The following is a 24,353-nucleotide window of genomic DNA, read 5'->3' as shown; positions in this document are numbered from 1 at the left end:
CCAGTGTTACCTCTAGGTCCGGTAGCACCAGTAGCGCCGGTGTTACCTCTAGGTCCGGTAGCACCAGTCATGCCCGTATTACCTTGAGGTCCAGTAGGTCCAGTAGGTCCTCTGCCGAACGAAGCTGAATTAACTAGAGTAGTTTGTAACTCTGCAATTAATTTAAGGAGTTCTTGGAGTGTACAAGAATCAATTCGGAATAACTTTGTAATGTAAAGTAAATAATTAATTAAAATTTGAAGTTCAACAAATACGGCACTTGCTACGAAGGTCGGATTTGTTAATATAGTTATTAAGTTTTTGATAATGGCGAATCCTTGTGCTTTCAGAGCAGAAGTAGCGTCTAGTGAACAAATGAATTTGCTTAGTAGGTGCAATGTATCTATTAGATCTTCTATGTTTTTTGGGGATGGATTGGCGAAAAGTTTAGGGATTATTTTTATTAAATCGTTAATGATTGCGCGGAATTTTCTAATTTGTGCTTTAGTAATTGGAATCGTTGGGGTAGTTGGAATTCGTCCGGCACTAGTTGGAAAGCATGGATTGGAGTATTTATTTTGATTGTCGTTAAAGCGAGACATTAAATCTCTCCTTTCTAATGAGAATGTGAACGCAACTCATCATAGTAGATGCAGAGAATAGTTAAATGGTCATAGTGAAATTGATTGTTTCGAAAAAAATAAAAAAAAACGCCTTATAATAGGACGTTTTTTTTATTTTCAGCGTATTGATAAAATCGTTTTAGTGAAATCTTTGATTTGAAGCCAACTAATTTTATGATCTCTGGCTCTGGGGTTTGTTTTTTTATTAGACGTAAAATAAACGTGTTCCGGAAATGTTGTCCAGAAATGCCTTTACGTAAATTCGCTCTTGCTACTTCAAGTCGAATCATTTTTTGGATAGCGATTTCCGTTAATGTTTTTGGTGCGTCGATTTCATATACCCATCTGTATGTTCCTCGGTTAAAATCGAATGCAACAAACAATGGATCGTTACTATGGTATTTAGGGCGAACTGGTTCTGGAATACTTTTATAATATGTGTACAGTTGCTTTTTATCTTCGGTTGTTAATGTGATTGATCTTTCTACTCCTGCGGTTGCTGGAATAGAAAGTGTATTAGTTTCGAAATGAACGTGATGCATAGTTAGTGCTGTGAGTTCCTGTAAGGATAGTCCGTAGTCGATTAATAGACTTAAAATAGAGATATTACGATCCATTAATAACGGACGAACAGGACGTTGTTTTTCTGAAAGTCCTTCTAATGAAGTGACTATATGCTTTAATCTTTTTTCTTCATCGGATGAAATGAAATCTTCATCGCGCAATGCACGGTCTGGTTGAATAGTGATTTCCATATTCTTTAATGGGTTGGGGATATTTAGAAAATGATGCATTCTATTTAGAACAATAAATACACGATGCATCGTTTTTTCTGAGTAGTGTCGATTCTTTTTTAAGTCGGAAAAGTAATCTTCATAGTCTTTTGTACAAAGTGTTGCCCATATATTACTGGAAGGGAGCTTTTGGTTTTTTTCTAACCAATGTCCGAAATCTTCAATGTCATAAACATAACGTTTAATGGTTGAAGGCTTTCGGCCTTTATTCAATAAAAAAATAGAAAAGGCTTGTATTGTATCATGGAATTCCGTTGTCTCCATAGTCCCACCACCTTCATTATTTCTTATATTATAGCAAACTTTTCTGAAAATAGTCATTTGTAAAGGAGACAGGAATAATAATATTTGGTGAGTGGATAAAGTGAAACTTTAATCAGTGGGGTTTTTGTTCATCCCCCCTGATTATTAGTTGAACCAATCGGGCATTTACGGGCAGTTATCTCCCGTCTAACTTCCTCGCATTTGCTGAATTTTGAGGTGGGAGTCTTACTGCCCGTTCATGCGGGATAAAATGAGGTGATTGTATGGAACAATCGATGCGTAAGAAAAATAACAATCAAATTAATATTGTATTAAACCATCGAAAAAAAATTTCGTTACCGGCATCAGAAAATAAAGCCGTAATTTCAAGTGAAACCACTACTAAACATGAGATGTTGCAGAGAATTGAAGAAGAGATGGGAAAACTTGTTGGGATGGATGATATAAAAAAGATAATAAAAGAAATTTATGCCTGGATTTTTGTGAATAAAAAAAGGCAAGAGGTGGGGTTGAAGTCTGAGAAGCAAGTGCTTCACATGTTATTTAGGGGTAATCCCGGTACTGGGAAGACAACCGTTGCTAGAATGATAGGGAAATTGTTGTTTGAGATGAATATTTTATCGAAAGGGCATTTAGTTGAAGCTGAACGTGCTGATCTTGTAGGTGAGTACATCGGTCATACGGCACAAAAGACAAGGGATTTAATAAAGAAGGCTATGGGAGGGATTTTATTTATTGATGAGGCGTATTCATTAGCGAGGGGTGGAGAGAAGGATTTTGGGAAGGAAGCTATCGATACGCTTGTGAAGCATATGGAAGATAAGCAACACGGTTTTGTATTAATTTTAGCTGGATATTCAAGAGAGATGAATCATTTTCTTTCATTAAATCCAGGATTACAATCTCGTTTTCCATTTATTATTGAATTTGCGGATTACTCGGTAAATCAGTTGTTGGAAATTGGGAAGAGAATGTATGAAGAGCGTGAATATCAGTTGTCGAAAGAAGCAGAGTGGAAATTTAGAGATCATTTACACGCGGTAAAGTATTCGTCACAAATTACATCGTTTAGTAATGGGCGATACGTACGGAATATTGTTGAAAAATCAATTCGCACACAAGCTATGCGATTGTTACAAGAGGATACGTATGATAAATATGATTTGATTGGGATAACAAGTATGGATTTGATGCTTGAAGAGGAGACGCACAGTACGTAAACTGTGCGTCTGTTTTTGGTGTATAAGTGTGTTTAATCTTTTTTTGCTTTTTCTTGGTAAGATTTATGGAAGCGCTCCATTTTAGCACTTTTTTCGTGTGCTGAATTAGGATCGTGTTCAATTTGGTCTACTGAGCTTTTTTGAGCACCTTTATTAACGTGGTTTGTCATTTGTATTCACCTCACTTTAAAAATTAGTATAAACATTATGTGAAGAAAAACTCGTTAGAAAAGAAAAACCTCTTTACGATATGTAAAGAGGTTAGAGTGCTATTTGTGCATTGAACGTTCATTTGTATCGATACGTCTATGCGGTAAATGCCATTTGTAATGAATAGAAATCATGCGGAAGCAAACAATTAAAATGAATAAGGTGTATAGAGCCCAATCGCTAACGATAATTTTAGCGCCAATTAAGAAACCTGCTAAAATTGTCCAAAACGCATATACTTCAGCTCGAAGGACAAGAGGTTTTCTGCGAGCTAAAAGATCACGAATAATACCACCGCCGATGCCGGTTAAAACTGCAGCTACGATTGTAGCGCTAATTGGCAAATCTAGTTTTTGAGCATATAGTGCTCCTTGTACGGCGAATGCTGATAAGCCAATGGCGTCTGTGATGTTTTCCCACTTTTTCCAATGTCTAATTAATCTATTTGGAAAAAGAAAAATAATCGTCATTGATAAAAGTGCGATTTGGAATAGCATGTCTTGTTGCCAAAATGCGACGATTGGATAACCAATCAATAAATTACGAAGGGCACCTCCCCCAAATGCGGTTGCCATTCCTAAAATATATACCCCGAAAATATCATAATCTTCTTCCATTGCGACAATGGCTCCGCTTAGTGCGAATGCGATTGTGCCTATGATGCTAAAAATCTCCCATGCCATGAATTTTCTCCCCCGCTAACTAGATGAAATATGCTTCCTCTGCTATTATATTAGAAGGTTTAAATTTCGAAAAGGATGAGTGAACATATTTGATGGAAGAAAAAGAAAAAGTCATATTAGTTGGCTGTCAATTGTCGCAAGATGATGATGAAAAATTTATGCATTCCATGAAAGAACTTGCATCGCTAGCGAAGACTGCTCGAGCGGAAGTGTTAGTATCAACGACGCAAAAACGTCCGAAGTTCCATCCGGCGACTTATATTGGGAAAGGTAAATTAGAAGAGCTTGCAGCTTTAACTGAAGAATTAGAACCAGCTGTTATTATATTTAATAACGAGTTAACACCGAGTCAAATTCGGAATCTATCTTCAGTGTTAGATGCAAGAGTAATTGACCGAACGCAACTAATATTAGATATTTTTGCGCAACGTGCGAAATCGAGAGAGGGTAAGCTTCAAGTAGAGTTAGCTCAGTTGCAATATACAATGCCGCGCCTTATGGGACAAGGTCTTGCTTTATCACGTCTTGGTGGTGGAATTGGTACAAGGGGACCAGGAGAGACGAAGCTTGAGACAGATCGTCGTCATATTCGATCTCGTATTGATGAAATAAAGAGACAACTTGCGGTTGTTGTGGAGCATCGAAAAAGATATCGTGAGAGAAGAAAAGATAATAAAGTGTTTCAAGTTGCGTTAATTGGGTATACAAATGCAGGGAAATCTACGTTGTTTAATAGATTAACGGAAGCTGATACGTTTGAAGAAAACTTATTGTTTGCAACGCTAGATCCAACAACAAGGAAAATGCCGTTACCTTCTGGTTATACCGTGCTTTTGACGGATACGGTTGGTTTTATACAAGATCTACCTACGTCACTAATCGCTGCTTTTCGATCTACGTTAGAAGAAGCTGGTGAAGCGGATGTTATTTTACATGTTGTTGATTCGGCAGACCCTAATTACGTAGGGCATGAACAAACGGTAAAGGAATTATTGTCAGACCTTGAGATTAATCATATTCCTATTATTACGCTTTATAATAAAAAAGATAAGTTGCATCAAAATTTCATTCCATTTCCGAAAAGTGACTTCTTAATGACTAGTGCTTTTGAAGAAAGTGACTTATTACATATAAAAGAAGCGATAGAAAAACAGATGAAGGAAGAAATGGATCGTTATCAAGTGGAAATTCCTCCGAGTGAAGGTAAGTTGTTAACGCTATTAAAGACAGAAACACTGTTAACAAAGATGGAGTTTTTGGAAAATAAATTTGTATATGATTGTACAGGGTATATATTTGCTCATTCATCGCTTAATGGGCAATTAAAGAGATTTTTAGTGGAAGAAGGAGAAAATAAAAATGTTTGATCGTTTGAAAAATGGAGAAAAAATTGCTCCAATCGTAAAAGAAGTAGAGAGTCAAATTACAGAAGTACATAAACGTGCGGATGAAGTAATTGAAAGTAATCAGTTTCGTGTATTAGAAAGTTTTCGTAAACATAAAATTAGCGATTCGCATTTTATTCCGACGACAGGTTATGGTTACGATGATATTGGTCGTGACACGTTAGAGAAAGTGTATGCTGATGTATTTGGAGCGGAAGCTGGTCTTGTTCGCCCGCAAATCATTTCAGGAACTCACGCGATTTCAACAGCTTTATTTGGTATTTTACGTCCGGGAGATGAGTTACTATACATAACGGGGAAACCGTATGATACGTTAGAAGAAATCGTTGGTGTGCGCGGAAAAGGTGTAGGTTCATTTAAAGAATATAATATTGGCTATAATGCAGTTCCGCTTACTGAAGAGGGGCTTGTTGATTTTGAAGCTGTTGCAGCCACAATTCATAGTAATACGAAGATGATTGGTATTCAGCGCTCGAAAGGTTATGCTACTCGTCCGTCATTTACTGTTTCACAAATTAAAGAGATGATTGCGTTTGTGAAAGAGATTAAACCTGATGTTGTTGTATTTGTAGATAACTGTTATGGCGAGTTTATTGAAGAGCAAGAGCCATGTCATGTTGGTGCAGATTTAATGGCAGGTTCGCTTATTAAGAACCCTGGCGGTGGAATTGTTAAAACTGGTGGTTACATTGTTGGTAAAGAGCAGTATGTTGAAGCGTGTGCATATCGTTTAACATCTCCAGGAATCGGTGCGGAAGCAGGGGCATCTTTATACAGTTTGCAAGAAATGTATCAAGGTTTCTTCTTAGCGCCGCATGTAGCGGGACAAGCGCTAAAAGGTGCGATTTTTACAGCTGCATTTTTAGAAAAGTTAGGGATGAATACATCACCAGCATGGAATGCACCAAGAACAGATTTAATTCAGTCTGTTCAATTTGATGATAAAGATCGTATGATTGCATTCTGCCAAGCAATTCAATATGCATCTCCGATTAATTCTCACTTCACTCCATATGCCAACTATATGCCGGGTTATGAAGATGATGTAATTATGGCTGCGGGAACGTTTATTCAAGGTGCAAGTATTGAATTGTCAGCTGATGGTCCAATTCGTCCGCCTTATGTTGCTTACGTGCAAGGTGGGTTAACTTATTCACATGTGAAGATTGCGATTTGTTCTGCAATTGATGCATTAATTGAAAAAGAATTATTAACAATTTCTTAAGGGGGAAGCTGTCGATTTCGACAGCTTTTTTCTTGTGAAAGTAATGATTTATTTCATTAGAAAAAAGAATGAAAAAATTTACAAAAAAATCATGTAAGAAAATCTAACATCTATTGACACTAAACATAACATGGTATAAAATGAGAAGCAGTTAAGGCGAAGGAGGAACTGAAACAATGAAAGAAGATAGACGTTCTGCCCCGCTGTTTCCTATTGGTATTGTTATGGATTTAACACAATTATCTGCACGTCAAATTCGCTACTATGAAGAGCATAATCTTGTTTCTCCAACCCGTACAAAGGGGAATCGTAGGTTATTTTCATTTAACGATGTAGATAAGTTGTTAGAGATTAAAGATTTATTAGATCAAGGCTTGAATATGGCTGGTATTAAACAAGTGTTACTAATGAAAGAAAATCAAACAGAAACAGTGAAAGTAAAAGAAGAAACGAAAGAAATTTCAAAAACTGAGCTTCGCAAAATACTTCGAGATGAACTACAACATACAGGTAGATTTAATCGAACTTCATTGCGACAAGGTGACATTTCAAGGTTTTTTCACTAAAGATAACTGATTCTGAAGGTGTTTAGAGGGACTAAGGAGGAATTTATAATGGCTAGGTACACAAAAGAAGATATTTTCCGTTTGGCGGAAGAAGAGAATGTAAAGTATGTCCGTTTACAATTTACAGACCTTTTAGGAGTAATTAAAAACGTAGAGATTCCAGTGAGACAATTAACGAAAGCTCTTGATAACAAAATGATGTTTGATGGATCTTCGATTGAAGGTTTCGTACGTATTGAAGAATCTGATATGTATTTATATCCTGACTTAGATACTTGGGTAATTTTCCCTTGGACAGCTGAAAAAGGTAAAGTTGCTCGTCTAATTTGTGACATTTACAATGCGGATGGCACTCCATTTGATGGAGACCCACGTAACAACTTAAAACGTGTGTTAAAAGAAATGGAAGCTTTAGGATTCTCAGATTTCAATCTTGGACCAGAGCCAGAATTCTTCCTATTTAAAGTAGATGAAAAAGGAAATCCAACATTAGAATTAAACGATAACGGTGGATACTTCGACCTTGCGCCGATGGATCTAGGGGAAAACTGTCGTCGTGATATCGTACTTGAACTAGAAGAGATGGGCTTTGAAATTGAAGCGTCTCACCATGAGGTTGCTCCAGGGCAACACGAAATTGACTTTAAATATGCAAGTGCAATTCGCTCATGTGATGATATTCAAACATTCAAACTTGTTGTAAAAACAATTGCTCGTAAACACGGTTTACACGCAACATTTATGCCAAAACCATTATACGGTGTGAACGGTTCAGGTATGCACTGTAACTTATCGCTATTCAAAAATGGTGAGAACGTATTCTTCGATCAAAACGGTGATTTACAATTAAGTGATGATGCTCGTCACTTCATCGCAGGTATTTTAAAACACGCACCAGCATTTACAGCGGTAGCAAACCCAACTGTAAACTCTTACAAGCGTTTAGTACCTGGATACGAAGCTCCTTGTTACGTAGCATGGTCTGCACAAAACCGTAGCCCATTAGTACGTATCCCTGCATCTCGTGGTATTAGTACACGCGTAGAAGTACGTAGTGTTGACCCAGCTGCAAACCCATATTTAGTAATGGCTACATTATTAGCAGCAGGTCTTGATGGAATTAAAAACAAATTAACTCCACCAGCTGCAGTAGACCGTAACATCTACGTAATGACAAAAGAAGAGCGCGAAGAAGCAGGTATCGTTGACTTACCAGCAACATTAGCGCAAGCGTTAGTTACTTTACAATCTAATGAAATCGTATGCGGTGCATTAGGTGATCATTTACTTGAGCACTTTATCGAAGCGAAAGAGATTGAGTGGGATATCTTTAGAACGCAAGTTCACCAATGGGAACGCGATCAATATATGTCTCTATACTAAGAGGCTCAAACCCTTGACACACAACGTGTTGAGGGTTTTTTTATTTTGTGGGTAAAACATTTTTATTTTAAAGAAGAGTAATCCACCCACAAAACACCCACAAAACACCCACAAAAAAATCAAACTTACCCCAATACGTTATTCATATAAGCTTCAAACCCCGAAATGGAATCTTTATTAATTTTATCGCTAATATGAGAGTAAACGTTAGCAGTGATTTCTATACTCTTATGTCCTAGTCGATCTTGAATGTATTTCATACTTGCACCAGACTCTAATAAAAGAACCGCGTGGGTGTGTCGTAATGAGTGTATTTCTAGTCTAGGTAAATTTGCTTTCTTAAGTATGCGTGAGAATGCATTGAACAATGTTGACTTCGGCAAGAAATTTCCATCTACTCTTGAAAAGACCAAATCTAATTCATGTTCATATGCATCTTGTAAAACAAGCTTATTAGCATTTTGCCACTTTTTATGTTCGAGTAGCTCATCAACTAATGATTTAGGAATCATGATAGTACGTTTAGAAGTAAATGTTTTTGTATCTCCGAATAATTCTTCTTTTGTTTTAGCCGTAAAATCCAATGTTTTAGAAATAGTAATAGTATGTTCTTTTAAATTTATGTCTTTCCATTGTAAAGCAGCAGCTTCACCTTTACGCATACCAGTATTCAGAAGCGCCTTGAAAAAGATGTAATAAATATAGTTGTATTGATAAGATGTCTTTACCAAGTCGGGGGCTCTCTGATAACTGCTACACACGGTATTTTACCGAATGAGACACTTACGCTTTCATTAGAGTTAATGCAGAATGTAGCAGGAGGACAAACGCTTATATTCCAACATGACGGGACTAGTTGGTCTGAAGCAGAGGTTAAAACGCACACTAATACAGGTTGGAAACGTGTAGAGCATACTTTCAAAGTAAAAGCAAATATGAAAGGAATCATGGTACGTAGTAGATTTCCTAGAGTGGCTGAAGCAAATACTAAGTCACTATGGATTAGACAGCTTAAGCTAGAGCGTGGATTACTTGCAACGCCTTGGGGAATGTCTTCAGTAAAAATCCTGAAGAAGAATAATACTGTCAAGCAAACCACAGATGAAAACTCTATGAAACTGACAAGTATTGACGCTTCAGGTATTGCAGGAGCTAACTTGGTTTACAACTCAGATATGTTACAACGTCCTACAAATGGATTTCCTGATGGGTGGTCAGGCTTCAATACTACTACTTTAATCTTCCAAAATCCGTGGGCAGATGAGCCGAGAGGAGCAGTAGCACGCTTTAACCGTACAAACTTAGCTGATACTGACCCGAATAGTATTGTCAGTCTTTACTCTAATAAGTTACCAGTAGCACGCAATAAGGACTACACATGGAGTGTATGGATGTATGTACCTTCAGCGAATTGGTCAGCATTTAAGGTTAAAAATGCTTATATCATGGAGTATTTTGACAATGCAGGTACACGGGTGCAATACCAAGATGTTTCATTGACTACAGCAGAGCAAACTAGCCTACAAGCAGGGAACTGGACACGTATAGTTAGAACGTTCAGACCTACTACAGCAGGTATTATACAAGTAGGATTCCGCTTAGCACTATTTCATAATGGGGACATCTATTACAGGATGCCACAAGTAGAGCTAGGAACGGTAGCTACTGGGTGGAATCGCTCTACAGTAGACTTCTCAGGTAATTACCAATTTAACGACTTAAATAGTCGTACTAACGAGATAAAACAGACACTTGATGGGACTGTCTCTACAGTTTCCTCTCTTAGTTCTACTGTAGGGACACATACACAACAGATTACATAGCAGGGCTCAACGATAAAACAAATGAATAACGAAATTGATCTGAGAGTTAAGTCTACTGAAATGACGGACTATATCGGTAAACTCGGTGCAGAGAACGAATTGAGAAATACAGCCTTTGAAACTAAAGTGATTAACGCTACTACAGGGATCATAACAAGCAGAACGCCAAGTCTTGACAAATGGGGTAGCAATATCCCTGCAGGAGTAGGGGGTTCTATTACAGCAGAAGCTACACGAAACCGAGAGGGCTACAATTCCGCTAAAATCGTTGTTACAGGTGCAGGCACTACAGATAGATATTGTGGTATCTCTCAAAGTATACCCGCAAGTATTAGCAGTGGAGATTATGTGTTTGGTGCATGGTTCTATGTACAAGATAAAGCCTTGCTAGACCAAGGAGCTGTCATAAAGCTTCAATTCTTCAATGGTTCAACGGGATCAACTACAATGCAAACAGAGCTAGCACCTAAATTAGTCAATAACAAATGGGTGTATGCAGAGGTTAAAATTACTGCACCTGCTACAGCTATTACTGTACTAAGAGCAGATATATGGGTAAGACGTAACGGGACTCTGTGGGTAGCTCAACCAATGCTACAGTACGGCTCTAATGCTTCCGCCTTCATGGAGCACCCACAGGACTATGTTAACTATGACGCTCTAATAAGTGAAGTTGCTAAGAAAGTTGCTACAACGGACTATAACGCTAAGATTTCAACTATTGAGTCAAGCATTACACAGGCTAACAACAAGATTGACCTAAGAGTCTTAGCAACTGATGTGTACAAGAAAACTGAATCAGATGGACGATATGGAAGTAAAGCCATAGTAGATACGTATGAGGGCTCTATTACTCTTCTAAAGAATCAAATTATCTCGAAAGTAGAAGCAGGCGGGATAGCTTCTGCGATTAACCAAACAGCTCAAAGTGTATTGATCCAAGCAGGTAAGATTAATCTTGATGGGGCTGTTACAGCTAAGAGTATTCAGTCACAGCGACTCGTAGGCGCTACGATTAGTACGCTCGAGCAGAACCAGATAGGCGGATTTATCGAGATGAACGCCCAACACTTTGCACTTAAGCACAGACTAGGGCTTAACACAGTACCTGTACAACGTGGTTACTTTGGATTCATGCCTAACATTGGTAATACTCAGCAATACATCCGTACTTCTCTTGTGCTAGGTAACAGTTATGACGGTTCTAACGCAGCAGCACTAGAAGGCGCTATGTTCATAGAGCATCAGGCACCTACGAACAACATATGGGCTGATGCATCAGCGCGTATCGGTATTGCTAAAAACAGAGACGACAGTAATAAAGGTGTCGTATCTAAGTCTGAGATAGAGTTTGGCAAAACAGGTAATATTGAAATTATCGCTCGTGAGGGCAGAATGAACCTTAACGGTAAAGACGAAATGATTATCGGTACTGGTGGTCCTACTACATTTGCATCAGGCGGTGGAGTTTGGACGTTTGAAAACGGTAGAGGGTACTTCCCAATAACTAACCGAACGCTTAAAATAGTCGACAAACGTGTATCTGAGAACCGTGATAATGCTGACACCGATGTGTTTCTTGGTAGCTCGTTTATGATTCGTTCAGCTAATGACTCAGCTTACTACGACTACGGTTTACAGATTAAGAAGCAAAACGGTAACGAGTGGGCTAACCTTTGGGCTGGAAAAATCCGTGCTAGTAACTTCGAGAACACATCAAGTAGAACTATCAAGGCGTATATCAAAGACATCGAAGTTAACGCTCTAGATACTATCATGGAGCTAACGCCTAAAGAGTATTACCTTAAAGCAGACGTAGCTGAGCTATACAGACAGCGGTGAAGAGACAGACCCTATCACTCTTAAAGCTATCGATAAGCAGTACGGATTCATCGCAGAAGATGTACCAGAAGCATTAGCATCTAGAGACAGAAAATCTGTACCATCTTACAAGCTAGCTACAATAACTGTAGGAGCAGTACAGCAAATTCGCAGAGAGCAACTAGCTGACCAAGAGAAAATTGCTAGCCTAAAAGCTGAAATTGAGGCAGAAAAACTTGAGGAAGTTTCCATTCAGACTGAACTTAATGAGTTAAAAGGTGTGTTAATTAGTCAAGAAGAAAGAATTGCGAAGTTAGAAGAATTGTTACTACAACAACTAATAAATAGGAAACCAGAGCAGCCATAAGCTGGTCTTTTTTTATTGTCTAAAAGGGGAGATAACAAAATGACAAATCAAATCCAAAGTACAAGTCCAGAGGAAAATCAATTACAAAGCCAAATTATCAATCAAATCATGCCAATACTAGAGAAATTAGTTATGCAATTAGTTCAAAACCCGGCTCCGAATGAAGATGTGATGCCAGGGAACGATAATAAATTTATGGAAATCGATGATGTTGTAGATAACTTAGTAAATGCCGGAATTATTACCGCGAGCAATTTTAACGTTAATGTTGAGTTATTCAGAGGTAGTCCGATTACAGTCTCTGTTATAAAAGCGGGGGATCCGGCAGCAGAGATTTCTACAGAAGTAGGTGCTGGAGATTCTATTAAGGAACATATAGAAGCATCAGATAATCACGGAGTAACTAAATAACTAGATTTAAAGCAAAGCGTACGAAAAGTAGGCTTTTTTATTTTAAATAATTTATGAGGTTGGAAAGAGGTGGACGGTATGGATGGTTTGCAAGAGGTGAGAAGTGATGTTCAAGAAATAAAGCAAGATATTAAGGACATTCGCTTAGAGATTAAAAGTTTAGAAATGCGGACAACAGGTAACGAGAAAGACATTATCAATATCAATAAGCAATTAGATAAGATTAGCGCTAATACAACTTGGATTTTACGCCTTATTGTTGGTGGACTTATTGGAGCGGCTCTTACCTTCTTCTTGAAAGGGGGTGGTATGTAATGATTGAAGTTACGGTAATGATTGGTGTTGTCGTAGGACTATCACAAATTGCAAAAACAGTTGGGATGCAAACAAAATATGTTCCGTTACTAAATTTAACGCTAGGCATAATGCTAGGCGTTTTATTTTTGTCTCAAGATATCAAAACAAATATATTTCAAGGAATCATTATTGGACTGTCAGCAAGTGGATTATTTGACCACACAAAAATTATAAAAAAGGATGCCGATGTAAAATGAAAAAGAAGTGGAAACATATTTCAGCTATAGTTGTTGCTATGATTTTAGTATTATCAATTGGAACAAACGTATTTGCTGATAGGGTTTTGATTATTCCTGATTTACCAAAACAACCATACCGTAATGGTGTTGGCGCTTATGAAGGTGTTGTAGCACATTCTACAGCTACCCCAGAAGCTCCAGCTATTAATATTCAAAAATATGAGTCTCGCACATGGCGTTCAGCATTTGTTCACTACGCAGTTGATTGGGATGAAAAAATTCAAATTGCATCTACTAAATATCGTGCATGGGGTGCAGGCTCAGCAGCGAATGCTAGATTTGTTCATGTCGAACTGTGTGAAACAAGTGATCCGATGAAGTTCAAACGTTCTTACGAACGATATGTAGAGTTGATAGGGGAAATCTTACGGGAACGAAATATTCATCCTTCTAAAGGATTATGGACACATAAGGATATTACTTATAAATTAGGTGGTACAAACCATGAAGACCCACTTGATTATCTTCGTAGTCATGGTATATCAGAGGGTAAATTCCGAGCAGACGTGTTAAAGGCTTATAACGGGAACTCTGTTACAGTGGATGCTAAACCACAAAAACCAAATGAAGTACCTGGTACAGTAGAGGTGAATGGTGTTGCGTATATTGAGGGGTACAATGTAAATCTCCGTTCTGGACCATCAACAGATAATAGTGTTATTCGTAAATTACAAAAAGGAGAGGCTTATAAAGTATGGGGTAAATTAGGGAACTGGTTAAATCTTGGTGGTAACCAATGGATTTATTATGACTCCTCATACATCCGTTACAATGGGACGGATGCTTCTACTATAACTGGTAAAAGGGTTATTTCTAAAGTGGACAATTTACGTTTCTATGAATCTCCATCTTGGCAGGATAAAGATGTGGCTGAAGTAGTAGATATAGGTTTAGGGTTTGTTATTGAGACAAAAGTAATTGTGAATGGTTCATATCAATACAAAGTACACAACAGTAAAGGCAAAACATACTATGTAACTACTAATCCTGCCTATGTGTATGCGAGATGAAAATTATAAAAGCAGAACCCTCATAAGGTTCTGCTTTTATTTGTTGTACTTAATTTCCTTTAGCTAGTTAGTGTAAACCCCTATATAGGTTTTTTTCTTCAATTACCTCAACATATTTTAAGTTTACAGACGTTTCGTATTCTGATTTGTTAACATTTTTCATACCTAATTCATCTGATTCTGATTTGTAGGTCGTTCCAATAATGACTGAGTCGGTGCTCCCATCTCCAGCAGTAATACCAAATTTTCGACCTTATAAAGTAAACAATAGAAAAGGGGGAAATATACTATGTTACGACAAATGAAGCTTTTGTGTATGTAAAGTAGAAAAAAGTAAAAGACCACCTGTAAAGGGTGGTCGAAAACCGTTCTTACTATTTACTTTTTAATGCTCTTTTTAAGAGTTCGACTATTTGCTCTAGCCATTCTATAGGGGTAAGGTTTAAAGCAGGAAAATAAATTTCGGCATTATATTTAATGAATTCTTCTTTTTCATGAACAGTTAAACCACTTTGTAGGAATGATGTAATGTCTTCAATAGTATTCTCTAAACATATATTAGTAACTTCAGTGATAAATTCGTTTATGGCGAATTCGATTGATTCAATATCTTGATGGAAAGTTCCTGCTAAAAAATCACCTAATTCTTCATATTGTATGTATTTATCTTTCATATAAACTCTCCTCTATCTTTCTGGATATCCTGTAATAATAAAACTACCATCTCTGTCTTTTTTTAAAACAATTCTTGCATTTTTTACTTCTGAGATAATTTCTGATCCTCTAGGAACATGCCTACCAGTAATATCTGTACCTTGGTATCTTAAGGGTAAGGTTGGCTTGCTGTCAGGGTTATTTAACCATCTGTTTATTTTTTCCGTATTTTGCGGGTTGCTTAAAACTTCATTTGCTATTTTTTCAGCCGTAGCTCTATCGGCAAAGGTGGACGCACCTGTTATTGTAGAATTACTTTCTAATCTTTGCAATAGTTCTTCATCTGTTTTTCCTACATGTCTTTCTATTAAATGTCCACCTCTAGCCTCGTGTGCAGCTAGGCCCCCTCCAGGGGCAAGTGAACTACTATCACCAGGTTTCACAGTAGTAGTATTTTCACCCTGAGCAAACTGGTAGGTTGAAAGTTTTTCTTCGGCTTGTCTAAAAGTAGCACTATCAAATGCAGATGTAACACCATTACCGCCTGCGAAAGCCAAATTATCGCCTTTATTAAATAATTGTCCAGCTTTTGAGATGCCTTGAGAGAATTTAGCACCTTGTGCTAGCTTTGCAGCCTTACTGACCCCTTTATCTCCAAGAAGACCTAATCCAATTTGTGTTAAAGCATACGATCCCCATCTTGCGCGTGTTTCTGCATCCCCATTTATCACATCTTTATTATAAGAGTCGGATAACGCATCCCACATAGCAGGTAAAGCTTCATCTAAATGGGTGACAGTGTAGCCCATGCCTTTCCAAGTTTCCCAGTCACCTAATGCTTTTATACCGTCGATTGTATCTCCAACAGCAGCTCCCGTACCGTCTACTATACCATCCCAAACTTTTCCTAAGAAAGATTTTTCAGGTGATTTACTAGGTGTAGTTTCTTTTGGAGTCGTTACATCTTCGCTATCTGCAACGCGGAATTTTTCAGCAATTCTCTTTAATTCTTCTTCGACATGCACAAGTGCATTGATAGCTGTGAATACGGATGGTCTGGCATTGTTAAACATTTGAACGAAGTTTTGATTCGATGCACCTGTCCATTGAAAACACATGTAATCAATTTGATTGCATAAATTATTATGTATGGATTCTAATGCATGCTTAGTATCATTAGCCCGTTTTGCAACTTGTTCTAATTCTTCAGGTGTAATTTTTATTTGAACCATTTTCTTCCTCACGCTCCCGATTAAAATTATGAGGCAAGAAGAAAAAAATGTAAATATAGAAAATTCGTATTACTGTATTAAGGGGCATTTAAGAGGATAATTTTAATCATATGAATAAATTTAAAGCCCACCCTCTTGAGTCGGCTTTTTTGCTACGATATTTAAAATTTACTTTTAGATAATGCCTTTAGTATAGGATTTATGATTTTACTTAATAAACGAAACCCTCTAAATATAGATTGAACAACCTTCAAGCTATCCCCCTCCCTTAAATTAAGCTAATTATACCAAATTCTTTTAATGCAAATTGAAATAATGTAGACGTATTAAAAAAAATTGAAGAAATTATTTTTTTAATTATAATTGCCATGAGGTGTATTTTAAAGGTGAATATTGAAATAAAGAAAAGTAGTGTACCCTCTAAGCTTATTTAAGAGATGTATTTATTGGAAGTTCACCCACCCACAATTCACCCACAAAATAAAAAAAAGTGATGAATCACTATGAAACATCACTTTTATGAAACCTTGATAGATCAACGTTTTTGGCGCAATTTAAAATTGGATGAATTCAGAGGATATATTCCGCACGCAAGTTCACCAATGGGAACGCGACCAATATATGTCTCTATACTAAGAAGTAAAAAAGCCTTGATACTACGGTATCAGGGCTTTTTTATTTGCGGACAACATAGGTGCTGGCGGAATAAATTGAATAGCTGTCCGCGAGATGCTCGGAAAAATCACGGAGATTATTTAAAATACTATTGTATTTCTTCAATATTGTATGTTTTGCTCAGTGTTTGATGTTGTGGATGTGTTTAGTGATAAATTAAAGTTTGAAAATATAGTACCTTGCAATAAACAGTACTAAGTGGTATATTATGGATAAAACAGGTACCGTGTATTGAACAGTACTGAAATAAGAAAGGGGGATTGTCCTTGAACGTTCAATTTAAAAAAGGTGTGTTAGAACTGTGTGTATTGGCGCTTGTAAAACGTAAGGATTGTTATGGTTATGAACTTGTTCAGCAAATTTCAAATAAATTTTTAATATCGGAAGGTTCTGTATATCCGCTATTACGTCGTTTAACGAAAGAGGAATATTTTCAAACATATTTAAAAGAATCCACGGAAGGACCGCCCCGTAAATATTATCAACTAACAGAGCAAGGAGAGATGCAACTTACGTTATTAGTAACAGAGTGGCGTGATTTTGCTAAAGGTGTTCAAGAAATTATTGAAGGGGTGGAATGGGATGAGTAAAGAGCAGTTTCTTAAAGAATTATCAAGTCATCTTAGAAAGTTACCAGAAGAAGAGCGACAAGATATTTTATTTGATTATGAAGAGCACTTTCAGTTTGGGATGGAAGAGGGGAAAACTGAATCAGAAATAATAAAGGGACTTGGCTCTCCAAAGGTAATTGCGAAAGACTTGCTTGCGTTGTATCGCTTTGATGAGATGAAAAAGGATCCATCGACTTCGAATGTAACAAGAGCTGTCATGGCAGCGATTGGACTTAGTTTGTTTAATTTTATTATTGTATTAGGCCCGTTAGTTGCAATTATCGGTTTTATATTTTCATTTTGGGTCGGTGGTATTGCTAGTGTAGTGACACCATTTTTCGTTATTATAAAAATATTTATGGGTACGTTTATATGGTTGGATCTTTTCGTTAGTATAACGTTTGTTGGAGTAGGTTTGTTGTTATGTATTGTAGCTTATTATAGTACGAAGTGGTTTAAAAGATTATGTGTACGCTATGTAGTATGGAACTTCAAAATGATAAAAGGGGAGTAGATGATGAAAAAGATATTATTAGTAGCTATCGCTTGTATCATTATTGGAGTAATAGGGATTTCACAAACATATGAAAAAGCAGTAAAAACTGCAGAAAAAGGAGATAAAGAGGACGTAATTAAGAACGAAACGCTAAAAAATGTAGAAGTTAAGTTAGATGCAGGAGATATTGTTGTCCAAAAATCTCCTGATTCCTCTTTTTATGTAAAGCAAACAGGGGACGTAAGTAAACAGGAAATTCGTATTGCTGAAGATGGTGATACATTAAAAGTCATAGGGGAAATAGAAAAAGGTGTTTCATTTGATTTTTCATTTTACAATTTTGGATTTCGAACGCCTACATTGACTATATTAGTACCTGAACGTTCTTATCAAGAGATAAAAGTAAATTCATCCGCTGGACAAATAGAAATAAGTAATGTGAAAAGTGACCGCGTAAGTGTTGAAACACTCGCAGGAGAAGTGGATTTGAAACATGTAACAGCTAAGAGTGTGGAGGGATCTACAAAAGCTGGTGAGGTGAGCTTTAAAAAAGTAATAGGGAAAGTAACAGCAAAAACGGCTAGCGGAGATGTATATATTATGGATCATGATCCAAAATATGATGTAGAGGCAAGTTCAACTGCTGGAGATGTAGATATTACTTTGTTGGAAAAACCACAAGATGCAGTTATAACGGGGCAAAGTGCTGCTGGAGACGTGACAATTTTTAATGAAGAAAATCAAAATATAACAATTGGTAATGGGAGTAAAAAAATTAGCGGTAAAACAGCTGCTGGAGATGTTACTATTGAAACGCGTTAATAATTAAGGTAATGCATTCTTTTGAGTAAACGGAAATCTATCAAAATATAAAAAGAAGATAATCCCCTATATAAATAAGGGGATTATCTTCTTTTTATTATTTTTAATGTAAATCACGATATACGCCGATTACTTTTCCGATAACTGACACTTGTTTTAAAATGATAGGTTCTAGTGAAGAGTTTTCCGGTTGTAGACGGAAATGATCTTTTTCTTTATAGAAACGTTTAACAGTTGCTTCGTTATCTTCTGTTAAAGCAACTACAATTTCACCGTTGTATGCAGACTGTTGTTGGCGAACTACAACTAAATCTCCATCAAAAATACCAGCGTCAATCATGCTATCTCCAGAAATGCGTAACATAAACACTTGATCTGCTCCAGCAACGATACTAGCTGGAAGTGGGAAGTGATCTTCTACACTTTCGACTGCTGTAATCGGTAAACCGGCAGTAACTTTTCCGACGATTGGAACTTGAATAACAGATTGTGTTTCTGTTTCCATTCGGTTGTCACCTAAAATTTCAATTGCGCGTGGTTTTGTTGGATCGCGTCGAATATATCCTTTTTCTTCTAGTCGTGATAAATGTCCGTGCACTGTAGAACTAGAAGCGAGGCCGACTGCTTGACCGATTTCACGTACGGAAGGTGGATATCCTTTTTCTTGTACTTTTAGCTTAATAAAGTCGAGAATGTCTTGCTGGCGTTTCGTTAACTTTTCCATGTTTTCTAACACCTCGTTTTCTTTCATTTTTCTTATTAATAAGTATAACATGCGAAAAAACATTCTACAAACATAAGTTCGAACAAAAGGAAGATTTATGATACACTAGAGGGAAAATAAAGCGAGAAAGAAGGGTTCAAAATGAATGCAATTGTTTATGCGCGTGTCAGTACAACAAAAGAAGCACAAGAAACATCATTATTGCGTCAAAAGGATGAATTATTGCATTTAGCTGAGCGCTATCAAATGAATGTGACAAAGGTGATTGAGGAGCAGGCTAGTGGCTATACAATTGAACGTGATGGCATATTAGAAGTATTAGATACAATTCGAGATGAACAAGTTGATGTACTTCTAATACAAGATGAAACGCGTCTTGGTAGAGGGAATGCGAAGATTGCATTAATGCATTGTTTACATAAAGAAGGAATAAAAGTATATACACATACGCATAATGGTGAATTACAACTTTCAGATTCTGACTCGATGGTATTGGATATCATTGGAATCGTGGAAGAGTATCAAAGGAAGATTCACAATTTGAAAATTAAGCGTGGCATGCAAAGGGCGGTAGAGAAAGGGTTTCGCCCAGAGAATAATTTGAAAAATCGTCATTTAAGTATAGGACGTGAGAAAAAAGAAGTACCAATTGAGGAAATTGTACGTTTACGCCGGAATGAATTAACTTTTGAAGAAATTGCAGCAACACTTCGTGGTTTTGGTCATGATGTTTCAAAAGCAACTGTACATCGAAGATATGTAGAATATACAAAGCAATTGCTTGATAAAGAGGACTAACTATTGTATGATAATAATCAGTTTTGAGTAGAAGGGGGATTCGAGATGCCAAGTCACGAACTCATTGAACGCATTAACTTCTTAGCGAAAAAAGCAAAAGCTGAAGGCTTAACTGAAGAAGAACAACGTGAGCGCCAATCGCTACGTGAACAATATTTAAAAGGATTTCGTCAAAATATGTTAAACGAATTAAAAGGAATTAAAGTCGTTAACGAAGAAGGCACGGATGTTACACCGACGAAATTGAAAGCTTTAAAAAAGCAAGATAATGCAAAATTAAATTAAAAGATGGGCATAGCCCGTCTTTTTTGATATTAATAGAAAGATACGTGAGTAATAGCTTTCCGGTTGTAATGCTACTTCAATCGTTTCAATACATAGTGAGTGGTGAATTTAGACATATCAATTGATATGTCTTTTATTATGTACTTGTTGCGAAGGTAATATGTGAATAAATCGAATTGGTTGACATAGCGTTATTAGAAGCAATGATTGCAAGTAGATTCAAGTAGATTGTATATACAGTAATTCTTTAGGCAGGATAAAATAGATGCGAGGAGAATATGCTTGTGCAATTTGTTTTATGATTAGTAGGAGTGCGTGGTTGAAATTAATGTGCTCTTCATATTTGCGCTAAGCTTAAAATATGGTCTTGTGCATGTGTTACTTTGATGGTAATTATTATTGATTTTATTTCGATTCAAAGGGAGAACACTCTTCTTTATTTTTAGTTAGAGCCTTCTATTCATTTGCCACGCGCAGTAATGAAAGGTTAAATATACATTTTTTATTTTTGGATTTAATGATATTGCATAAAAATACAGATAATTCCCTTTCTTTTTAAAATAAAAACAATGAAAAAGTATGTCATATTGAATGCCCATACATTCCCGGAAACATTGATTTTTTTATAAAATATCAAAAAAACATCAACATATTTGTCGATACATGTTGTATAATCTTGCGTGGGAAGCTATCATATAAATGTATAAAACGTTTACTAACATACGCGAAGGGAAGAATAGCATGTCACATTCAATCGAACAACTTTCTATCAACACGATTCGCACATTATCCATTGATGCGATTGAAAAAGCAAACTCTGGTCACCCAGGAATGCCAATGGGTGCAGCACCAATGGCTTATACATTATGGACTCAATTTATGAAACACAATCCAAATAACCCAACGTGGTTTAACCGCGATCGTTTCGTATTATCTGCAGGTCATGGTTCAATGTTATTATACAGCCTACTTCACCTATCTGGTTATGATGTAACAATGGATGACTTAAAGAACTTCCGTCAATGGGGAAGCAAAACTCCAGGACATCCTGAGTACGGTCATACAGCAGGTGTAGACGCAACTACTGGTCCACTTGGACAAGGTATTGCAACTGCTGTAGGTATGGCAATGGCTGAAAGACATTTAGCGGCTAAATACAACCGTGATGCGTATAATGTAGTAGATCATCATACATACGCTATTTGTGGTGATGGAGATTTAATGGAAGGCGTTTCTGCTGAAGCATCTTCATTAGCTGCTCATTTACAATTAGGTCGTCTTGTTGTACTTTACGATTCAAACGATATTTCATTAGATGGCGATTTAAATCGTTCATTCTCTGAAAGTGTAGAAGATCGTTACAAAGCATACGGCTGGCAAGTAATCCGTGTTGAGGATGGAAACGATATTGAAGCGATCGCAAAAGCAATTGAAGAAGCGAAAGCTGACGAAAAACGCCCAACGCTAATTGAAGTAAGAACGACAATTGGTTTCGGTTCTCCAAACAAATCAGGAAAATCAGCTTCACATGGTTCTCCACTTGGTGTAGACGAAACAAAATTAACGAAAGAAGCATACGCTTGGACTGCTGAACAAGACTTCCATGTAGCAGAAGAAGTATATGACAACTTCCGTAAAACAGTACAAGATGTTGGTGAAACGACGCAAGCTGCGTGGAACACGATGCTCGGTGAATATGCACAAGCATATCCAGAATTAGCAAACGAACTGCAAGCAGCAATGAACGGTCTTCTTCCAGAAGGTTGGGAACAAAGCTTACCAACTTATGAATTAGGATCAAAAGCAGCAACACGTAATTCTTCAGGTGCTGTAATTAATGCAATTGCAGAGTCTGTACCATCATTCTTCGGTGGATCTGCTGACCTTGCTGGTTCTAACAAAACATACATGAATAACGAAAAAGACTTTACAAGAGCTGATTACAGCGGAAAAAACATTTGGTACGGTGTACGTGAATTCGCAATGGGTGCAGCAATGAACGGTATCGCACTTCATGGCGGTTTAAAAACTTACGGTGGTACGTTCTTCGTATTCTCTGACTACTTACGTCCAGCAATTCGTCTTGCAGCATTAATGCAATTGCCTGTAACGTATGTATTCACACATGATAGTATCGCTGTTGGTGAAGATGGTCCAACACATGAGCCGGTTGAACAATTAGCAGCACTTCGTGCAATGCCAAACGTTTCTGTTATTCGTCCAGCAGACGGTAACGAATCAGTTGCAGCTTGGAGATTAGCTCTAGAATCAACAAAAACACCAACTGCATTAGTGTTAACTCGTCAAGATCTTCCAACATTAGAAGGTGCAAAAGACGACACTTATGAAAAAGTAGCAAAAGGTGCATATGTAGTTTCTGCAAGCAAAAAAGAAACTGCTGATGTAATCTTAATTGCAACTGGATCTGAAGTAAGCTTAGCAATTGAAGCGCAAAAAGCTCTAGCAGCAGACGGCGTTGATGCAGCTGTTGTTAGCATGCCATCTATGGATCGCTTTGAAGCTCAAACTGCTGAGTACAAAGAATCTGTACTACCAAAAGCGGTAACGAAACGTTTCGCAATTGAAATGGGTGCTACAATCGGATGGCACCGTTACGTAGGTCTTGATGGAGATGTACTAGGTATCGATACATTCGGTGCTTCTGCTCCTGGTGAGAAGATTATGGAAGAGTATGGATTTACTGTAGAGAACGTTGTTCGTAAAGTAAAAGAAATGCTTTAATGATTTTAGAAAAATCTCTCCAGCATGGGGAGATTTTTCTATGTAGTTGAGTTTTTTCGACAGAAAAAGTTTTTTCTCTCTCCGTAGTCAGACAATCATTGCAAATTTTCTCTTATATAATGTAGGGAAAAGGTTGTCCAGATTGGGAGGGGAAAAATGAAAACGTATGAATTGTATTTAATTCAAGAGGATATTGCGAAAGCTTACTTTGGTCGTGAATATTTGTTTTTTGATTTATTTGCTCGATTTTCAGAATCTGGGTCCCTTTCGGAGAAGAAAGTATTATATAAACAAATGACGTATATTACGATGCCGTTACAAGTAATGAAAATTCATCATAAATTAGAACAAGCTTTGCGTGTTCTTGGCAAATATGAAAGAACGAATTATACTCATACGCTTTATACAGGAGCTGAATACGGCGAAATAGTCGTGAAATCACAATATATTCGAATGAATACTTCTGGAAATGTATCCATGGAAACAACTTTCTTTGAGGTGCTTAGAAAGTGTGAGTTAACATTTTTAGCGATGGATTATGAAAATAAAAAGTACGGCTGGTTAAATCCTCTCAAACAAGTACGAACATATGTGTAAAAAATGTCGAATAGTATCTTGTCTTATTGAAAAGGTTTTAGTACACTGTAAGGTAGACAACATGAAGGAGGAAAAGATATGCCAATGTGGTTAGGTATTCTAGTGGGCGTAGTAGCACTAGTAGCAGGCGTGGCGTTAGGATTTTTCATTGCCCGCAAATATATGATGAATTACTTACAAAAAAATCCACCAATTAACGAACAAATGCTAAAAATGATGATGATGCAAATGGGGCAAAAACCTTCCCAAAAGAAAATCAATCAAATGATGAGCGCGATGAACAAGCAACAAACGAAATAAGCGCTAAAGGGCACTCTTACCGAGTGTCCTTTTCTT

26 protein-coding genes and 1 pseudogene are annotated in these 24,353 nt (G+C 37.1%); 19 read left to right on the top strand and 8 right to left on the bottom strand.

What is annotated here, in order from left to right; translation table 11 throughout:
- Positions 1 to 581, bottom strand: a 581-nt coding sequence (locus BAU23_RS29550; protein ID WP_131802520.1) for a collagen-like protein, incomplete at its 3' end; no start/stop codon positions are given.
- Positions 582 to 694: 113 nt separating this feature from the next.
- A complete protein-coding gene (locus BAU23_RS27285) occupies positions 695 to 1,660 on the bottom strand; it encodes a tyrosine-type recombinase/integrase (RefSeq protein ID WP_000450323.1) in 966 nt (321 codons plus the stop codon).
- A gap of 263 nt (positions 1,661 to 1,923) precedes the next feature.
- Between BAU23_RS27285 and spoVK the strand changes: the two genes are divergently transcribed.
- Positions 1,924 to 2,880 carry a stage V sporulation protein K gene (spoVK, locus tag BAU23_RS27280; RefSeq protein ID WP_000438192.1) on the top strand — a complete coding sequence of 319 codons (957 nt, stop codon included), beginning with the start codon at positions 1,924 to 1,926 and terminating at the stop codon, positions 2,878 to 2,880.
- A 32-nt stretch (positions 2,881 to 2,912) separates the two neighbouring features.
- Here the strand turns inward: spoVK and BAU23_RS30365 are convergent, their stop codons facing one another.
- Together BAU23_RS30365 and BAU23_RS27270 are read right to left on the bottom strand one after the other, a co-directional pair.
- Positions 2,913 to 3,050 (bottom strand): hypothetical protein, encoded by a 138-nt coding sequence (locus tag BAU23_RS30365; protein ID WP_000181489.1) that lies wholly within the window; start codon positions 3,048 to 3,050, stop codon positions 2,913 to 2,915.
- 99 nt (positions 3,051 to 3,149) lie between these two features.
- Positions 3,150 to 3,773, bottom strand: a complete 624-nt coding sequence (locus tag BAU23_RS27270) for a trimeric intracellular cation channel family protein (RefSeq protein ID WP_000312275.1) — start codon at positions 3,771 to 3,773, stop codon at positions 3,150 to 3,152.
- Positions 3,774 to 3,865: 92 nt separating this feature from the next.
- Here BAU23_RS27270 and hflX point away from each other — a divergent pair, with 92 nt between their 5' ends.
- From hflX to glnA, 4 genes are all read left to right on the top strand, one after another.
- Complete coding sequence (hflX, locus tag BAU23_RS27265) at positions 3,866 to 5,140, top strand: GTPase HflX (protein WP_016130103.1); 1,275 nt, start codon at positions 3,866 to 3,868, stop codon at positions 5,138 to 5,140.
- Positions 5,133 to 6,404: a methionine gamma-lyase family protein gene (locus BAU23_RS27260; protein ID WP_000460295.1), complete on the top strand. Its 1,272-nt coding sequence runs from the start codon at positions 5,133 to 5,135 to the stop codon at positions 6,402 to 6,404. Before hflX ends, BAU23_RS27260 begins: the two co-directional genes overlap by 8 nt.
- Positions 6,405 to 6,580: 176 nt before the next feature.
- Positions 6,581 to 6,970 (top strand): transcriptional repressor GlnR, encoded by a 390-nt coding sequence (gene glnR / locus BAU23_RS27255; RefSeq protein WP_000656784.1) that lies wholly within the window; start codon positions 6,581 to 6,583, stop codon positions 6,968 to 6,970.
- A 48-nt stretch (positions 6,971 to 7,018) separates the two neighbouring features.
- On the top strand, positions 7,019 to 8,353 hold the full coding sequence (gene glnA / locus BAU23_RS27250) for a type I glutamate--ammonia ligase (RefSeq protein WP_000135324.1): 1,335 nt from the start codon (positions 7,019 to 7,021) through the stop codon (positions 8,351 to 8,353).
- A 125-nt stretch (positions 8,354 to 8,478) separates the two neighbouring features.
- Here the strand turns inward: glnA and BAU23_RS27245 are convergent.
- A pseudogene (locus tag BAU23_RS27245) lies at positions 8,479 to 9,084 on the bottom strand (site-specific integrase); the annotation flags it as partial.
- 72 nt (positions 9,085 to 9,156) lie between these two features.
- Here BAU23_RS27245 and BAU23_RS27240 point away from each other — a divergent pair.
- From BAU23_RS27240 to BAU23_RS27215, 6 genes are all read left to right on the top strand, one after another.
- Complete coding sequence (locus BAU23_RS27240; RefSeq protein ID WP_071735594.1) at positions 9,157 to 10,176, top strand: hypothetical protein; 1,020 nt, start codon at positions 9,157 to 9,159, stop codon at positions 10,174 to 10,176.
- A gap of 21 nt (positions 10,177 to 10,197) precedes the next feature.
- Positions 10,198 to 12,018, top strand: coding sequence for a tail fiber domain-containing protein (locus BAU23_RS27235; RefSeq protein ID WP_071735592.1), 1,821 nt, complete (start codon positions 10,198 to 10,200; stop codon positions 12,016 to 12,018).
- 385 nt (positions 12,019 to 12,403) lie between these two features.
- Positions 12,404 to 12,775: a hypothetical protein gene (locus BAU23_RS27230; protein ID WP_000184447.1), complete on the top strand. Its 372-nt coding sequence runs from the start codon at positions 12,404 to 12,406 to the stop codon at positions 12,773 to 12,775.
- A gap of 78 nt (positions 12,776 to 12,853) precedes the next feature.
- Entirely contained in the window at positions 12,854 to 13,090 is a 237-nt protein-coding gene (locus tag BAU23_RS27225) for a hemolysin XhlA family protein (protein ID WP_000348876.1), read from the top strand.
- Entirely contained in the window at positions 13,090 to 13,329 is a 240-nt protein-coding gene (locus BAU23_RS27220) for a hypothetical protein (RefSeq protein ID WP_000573836.1), read from the top strand. The genes BAU23_RS27225 and BAU23_RS27220 overlap by 1 nt, the downstream gene beginning before the upstream one ends.
- Positions 13,326 to 14,381, top strand: coding sequence for an N-acetylmuramoyl-L-alanine amidase (locus BAU23_RS27215; RefSeq protein WP_071735590.1), 1,056 nt, complete (start codon positions 13,326 to 13,328; stop codon positions 14,379 to 14,381). Before BAU23_RS27220 ends, BAU23_RS27215 begins: the two co-directional genes overlap by 4 nt.
- Before the next feature lie 374 nt (positions 14,382 to 14,755).
- Here the strand turns inward: BAU23_RS27215 and BAU23_RS27210 are convergent, their stop codons facing one another.
- The gene (locus BAU23_RS27210; RefSeq protein WP_071735584.1) at positions 14,756 to 15,055 is read right to left on the bottom strand and encodes a contact-dependent growth inhibition system immunity protein; all 300 of its coding nucleotides are present in this window, start codon (positions 15,053 to 15,055) and stop codon (positions 14,756 to 14,758) included.
- Between the two features lie 12 nt (positions 15,056 to 15,067).
- Complete coding sequence (locus BAU23_RS27205; protein WP_000249900.1) at positions 15,068 to 16,267, bottom strand: WXG100 family type VII secretion target; 1,200 nt, start codon at positions 16,265 to 16,267, stop codon at positions 15,068 to 15,070.
- A gap of 941 nt (positions 16,268 to 17,208) precedes the next feature.
- Here BAU23_RS27205 and BAU23_RS27200 point away from each other — a divergent pair.
- Genes BAU23_RS27200 through BAU23_RS27190 form a run of 3 tightly spaced genes read left to right on the top strand, consistent with a single transcriptional unit; the run spans position 17,209 to position 18,871 of the window.
- The gene (locus tag BAU23_RS27200; protein ID WP_001102616.1) at positions 17,209 to 17,532 is read left to right on the top strand and encodes a PadR family transcriptional regulator; all 324 of its coding nucleotides are present in this window, start codon (positions 17,209 to 17,211) and stop codon (positions 17,530 to 17,532) included.
- On the top strand, positions 17,525 to 18,067 hold the full coding sequence (locus tag BAU23_RS27195; RefSeq protein ID WP_016130097.1) for a DUF1700 domain-containing protein: 543 nt from the start codon (positions 17,525 to 17,527) through the stop codon (positions 18,065 to 18,067). The genes BAU23_RS27200 and BAU23_RS27195 overlap by 8 nt, the downstream gene beginning before the upstream one ends.
- Positions 18,068 to 18,070: 3 nt before the next feature.
- A complete protein-coding gene (locus tag BAU23_RS27190) occupies positions 18,071 to 18,871 on the top strand; it encodes a DUF4097 family beta strand repeat-containing protein (protein WP_000722548.1) in 801 nt (266 codons plus the stop codon).
- Positions 18,872 to 18,974: 103 nt separating this feature from the next.
- Here BAU23_RS27190 and lexA read toward each other — a convergent pair whose 3' ends face one another.
- Entirely contained in the window at positions 18,975 to 19,595 is a 621-nt protein-coding gene (gene lexA / locus BAU23_RS27185; protein ID WP_002094456.1) for a transcriptional repressor LexA, read from the bottom strand.
- A 141-nt stretch (positions 19,596 to 19,736) separates the two neighbouring features.
- Here lexA and BAU23_RS27180 point away from each other — a divergent pair, with 141 nt between their 5' ends.
- The 5 genes from BAU23_RS27180 (at position 19,737) to BAU23_RS27160 (ending at position 24,317) form a co-directional block, all read left to right on the top strand.
- On the top strand, positions 19,737 to 20,393 hold the full coding sequence (locus BAU23_RS27180) for a YneB family resolvase-like protein (RefSeq protein WP_000991795.1): 657 nt from the start codon (positions 19,737 to 19,739) through the stop codon (positions 20,391 to 20,393).
- Positions 20,394 to 20,438: 45 nt separating this feature from the next.
- Positions 20,439 to 20,678, top strand: coding sequence for a DUF896 domain-containing protein (locus tag BAU23_RS27175; RefSeq protein ID WP_001139098.1), 240 nt, complete (start codon positions 20,439 to 20,441; stop codon positions 20,676 to 20,678).
- 741 nt (positions 20,679 to 21,419) lie between these two features.
- Entirely contained in the window at positions 21,420 to 23,420 is a 2,001-nt protein-coding gene (gene tkt / locus BAU23_RS27170) for a transketolase (protein WP_000019764.1), read from the top strand.
- Between the two features lie 156 nt (positions 23,421 to 23,576).
- Entirely contained in the window at positions 23,577 to 24,017 is a 441-nt protein-coding gene (gene sirA, locus BAU23_RS27165) for a sporulation inhibitor of replication protein SirA (RefSeq protein WP_000860649.1), read from the top strand.
- 78 nt (positions 24,018 to 24,095) lie between these two features.
- Positions 24,096 to 24,317 (top strand): YneF family protein, encoded by a 222-nt coding sequence (locus tag BAU23_RS27160; protein ID WP_001132292.1) that lies wholly within the window; start codon positions 24,096 to 24,098, stop codon positions 24,315 to 24,317.
- Positions 24,318 to 24,353: the final 36 nt, after the last annotated feature.

Source organism: Bacillus nitratireducens (assembly GCF_001884135.1).
GTDB lineage: Bacteria > Bacillota > Bacilli > Bacillales > Bacillaceae_G > Bacillus_A > Bacillus_A nitratireducens.
The sequence above is the reverse complement of the archived record's forward strand: the minus strand, read 5'-3'. Positions and strand labels throughout refer to the sequence as shown.

Excerpts from the sequence above, each read along its gene's own strand:
- lexA (WP_002094456.1), bottom strand. The coding sequence starts at position 19,595 with ATGGAAAAGTTAACGAAACGCCAGCAAGACATTCTCGACTTTATTAAG.
- BAU23_RS27160 (WP_001132292.1), top strand. The coding sequence starts at position 24,096 with ATGCCAATGTGGTTAGGTATTCTAGTGGGCGTAGTAGCACTAGTAGCA.
- sirA (WP_000860649.1), top strand. The coding sequence starts at position 23,577 with ATGAAAACGTATGAATTGTATTTAATTCAAGAGGATATTGCGAAAGCT.
- BAU23_RS27180 (WP_000991795.1), top strand. The coding sequence starts at position 19,737 with ATGAATGCAATTGTTTATGCGCGTGTCAGTACAACAAAAGAAGCACAA.
- tkt (WP_000019764.1), top strand. The coding sequence starts at position 21,420 with ATGTCACATTCAATCGAACAACTTTCTATCAACACGATTCGCACATTA.
- BAU23_RS30365 (WP_000181489.1), bottom strand. The coding sequence starts at position 3,050 with ATGACAAACCACGTTAATAAAGGTGCTCAAAAAAGCTCAGTAGACCAA.
- BAU23_RS27285 (WP_000450323.1), bottom strand. The coding sequence starts at position 1,660 with ATGGAGACAACGGAATTCCATGATACAATACAAGCCTTTTCTATTTTT.
- BAU23_RS27230 (WP_000184447.1), top strand. The coding sequence starts at position 12,404 with ATGACAAATCAAATCCAAAGTACAAGTCCAGAGGAAAATCAATTACAA.
- BAU23_RS27220 (WP_000573836.1), top strand. The coding sequence starts at position 13,090 with ATGATTGAAGTTACGGTAATGATTGGTGTTGTCGTAGGACTATCACAA.
- glnA (WP_000135324.1), top strand. The coding sequence starts at position 7,019 with ATGGCTAGGTACACAAAAGAAGATATTTTCCGTTTGGCGGAAGAAGAG.
- spoVK (WP_000438192.1), top strand. The coding sequence starts at position 1,924 with ATGGAACAATCGATGCGTAAGAAAAATAACAATCAAATTAATATTGTA.
- hflX (WP_016130103.1), top strand. The coding sequence starts at position 3,866 with ATGGAAGAAAAAGAAAAAGTCATATTAGTTGGCTGTCAATTGTCGCAA.
- BAU23_RS27235 (WP_071735592.1), top strand. The coding sequence starts at position 10,198 with ATGAATAACGAAATTGATCTGAGAGTTAAGTCTACTGAAATGACGGAC.
- BAU23_RS27225 (WP_000348876.1), top strand. The coding sequence starts at position 12,854 with ATGGATGGTTTGCAAGAGGTGAGAAGTGATGTTCAAGAAATAAAGCAA.
- BAU23_RS27260 (WP_000460295.1), top strand. The coding sequence starts at position 5,133 with ATGTTTGATCGTTTGAAAAATGGAGAAAAAATTGCTCCAATCGTAAAA.
- BAU23_RS27190 (WP_000722548.1), top strand. The coding sequence starts at position 18,071 with ATGAAAAAGATATTATTAGTAGCTATCGCTTGTATCATTATTGGAGTA.
- glnR (WP_000656784.1), top strand. The coding sequence starts at position 6,581 with ATGAAAGAAGATAGACGTTCTGCCCCGCTGTTTCCTATTGGTATTGTT.
- BAU23_RS27205 (WP_000249900.1), bottom strand. The coding sequence starts at position 16,267 with ATGGTTCAAATAAAAATTACACCTGAAGAATTAGAACAAGTTGCAAAA.
- BAU23_RS27215 (WP_071735590.1), top strand. The coding sequence starts at position 13,326 with ATGAAAAAGAAGTGGAAACATATTTCAGCTATAGTTGTTGCTATGATT.
- BAU23_RS27175 (WP_001139098.1), top strand. The coding sequence starts at position 20,439 with ATGCCAAGTCACGAACTCATTGAACGCATTAACTTCTTAGCGAAAAAA.
- BAU23_RS27240 (WP_071735594.1), top strand. The coding sequence starts at position 9,157 with ATGCAGAATGTAGCAGGAGGACAAACGCTTATATTCCAACATGACGGG.
- BAU23_RS27210 (WP_071735584.1), bottom strand. The coding sequence starts at position 15,055 with ATGAAAGATAAATACATACAATATGAAGAATTAGGTGATTTTTTAGCA.
- BAU23_RS27270 (WP_000312275.1), bottom strand. The coding sequence starts at position 3,773 with ATGGCATGGGAGATTTTTAGCATCATAGGCACAATCGCATTCGCACTA.
- BAU23_RS27195 (WP_016130097.1), top strand. The coding sequence starts at position 17,525 with ATGAGTAAAGAGCAGTTTCTTAAAGAATTATCAAGTCATCTTAGAAAG.